The 1,863-nt window shown below is 58.7% G+C and carries 2 protein-coding genes; both read left to right on the forward strand.

Annotated elements, in window-relative coordinates; all coding sequences use genetic code 11:
* Nucleotides 1-690 (forward strand): methyl-accepting chemotaxis protein (locus tag Q8N00_03065; GenBank protein ID MDP2381765.1); only part of this gene is annotated, 690 nt, incomplete at its 5' end.
* Nucleotides 691-768: 78 nt separating this feature from the next.
* Nucleotides 769-1,863, forward strand: a 1,095-nt coding sequence (locus Q8N00_03070) for a methyl-accepting chemotaxis protein (GenBank protein MDP2381766.1), incomplete at its 3' end; no start/stop codon positions are given.

Here is a 1,863-nt window from a genome sequence, read left to right on the forward strand (position 1 = left end):
AGCCAGGTCGCACAGAATTCCGGTAAGGCGGCGACGCTGGCGCAAGAGACGGTGCAGACCGCGAAGAACGGCGGGTCGGTGGTAGCCGACACAATTTCCGGCATGCAACATCTGTCGGAAGCTGTTTCCAACTCGGCGACGATCATTGCCGAGCTGGGCAAGTCGTCCGATCAAATCGGGGAAATCGTGCGCGTCATTGAAGATATCGCCGATCAGACCAATTTGCTGGCGTTGAACGCGGCGATCGAAGCCGCCCGCGCCGGCGAACAGGGACGGGGATTCGCCGTCGTCGCCGACGAAGTCCGCAAGTTGGCGGAACGGACGACCAAAGCGACGAAGGAAATCGGCGATATGATCCGGCAGATTCAACACGATACCCGCGGCGCGGTCGATTCGATGCAGCAGGGAACGCAGAAAGTCAGTGGCGGTGTCGAACTGGTCAACAAGACCGGCGAAGCGCTCACCCGGATCGTGCAGATGGTGTCCGAAAGCGCGGATATGATTCGCCAGATTGCCGTGGCCTCAGAAGAGCAGTCGGTGGCCACGCAGCAAATCGCCAACGACATTGAGAATGTCGCGAAGGTGACGAAGGAATCCGCGTCAGGCGCCAATGAGTCGGCCAAAGCGAGCCATGACCTCAGCCAGTTGGCCGTTGAGCTGCAAGGGATTGTGGGATCGTTCAAGGTGTGACGAGCAGAATTCATCCTGAGCACTGGACGCCGCTGTGATAGGCGTCCAGTGCGGACTGAAGAGTTCGAAAGGAAACACGTGCAGTATTATTTCAGTCGCCTGTCGATGCAGTGGAAATTGCTCGCGCTGGCTGGTCCATTCATCGTGGCGTTGTCCGTCGTCTTCACCGGCATGTATATGGGCCTTCAAGAAGTGAAGGTGGCCGGTCCGATTTATTCCGAGATCGTGATGACAAAGGACCTGGTAGCCGACGTCTTGCCTCCCCCGGAGTATTTGATCGAATCCTATCTGGTGGCACTGGAAATGTTGCTGGTGCAGGACCGTACGCAACTCATCGGCCTCGTGTCCAAGAGTAAACAATTGGGGGAAGAGTTTGAGTCCCGTCACAGCTTCTGGGTGAACGTACTTCCTGAGGGCGAGATCAAGGCGCGGCTGACGGTTGCCTCCTATCAGCAGGGGAAGGCGTTCTTAGCCGTGCGCGACAACGACTATATTCCTGCCTTGCTCGCCGGAGATGTGAGTAAAGCGCGCGCGCTCGCAGCCGGCATGCTGCATAGCACGTACAATGAACATCGTCTGGCCATTGACCAGGTCATTGCGCTGGCCGTGCCCTGGCAGCATCGATTGGAAGAACAGGCCGGCAACCGTGTCCAGCAGCACGTGCGTCAGTCGATGCTGTTGGGGGTGGGATTCGGGGCGATCGCCATGATCGTCGGATTCTTCGTCGCCCGGTCGATCATACAACCGCTTCATGGACTCATGGCGGCATTCGGCCGATTTGCGAAGGGCGATCTGAGTCAGCGGGTGCCGGTACATGGTGATGACGAAGTTGCTGGTCTATCCAGATCCTTCAATCTTTGTTCGGAGAAGCTTCAGGACATGATCGGCAAAGTCGCGCATGTGACCGACAAGGTCGCTTCCGCGTCGGTCGAACTGTCCGCCACGGCGGAGGAAATCTCCAGGGGCACCGATACCCTGACGTCTCGTGCCGCGCAGACCGCTGCGGCGGTGGAGGAAATGACGTCGACCGTCAGCCAGGTCGCACAGAATTCCGGTAAGGCGGCGACGCTGGCGCAAGAGACGGTGCAGACCGCGAAGAACGGCGGGTCGGTGGTAGCCGACACAATTTCCGGCATGCAACATCTGTCGGAAGCTGTTTCCAACTCGGCGACG

Source organism: Nitrospirota bacterium (genome assembly GCA_030684575.1).
Taxonomy (GTDB): Bacteria; Nitrospirota; Nitrospiria; order Nitrospirales; family Nitrospiraceae; genus Palsa-1315.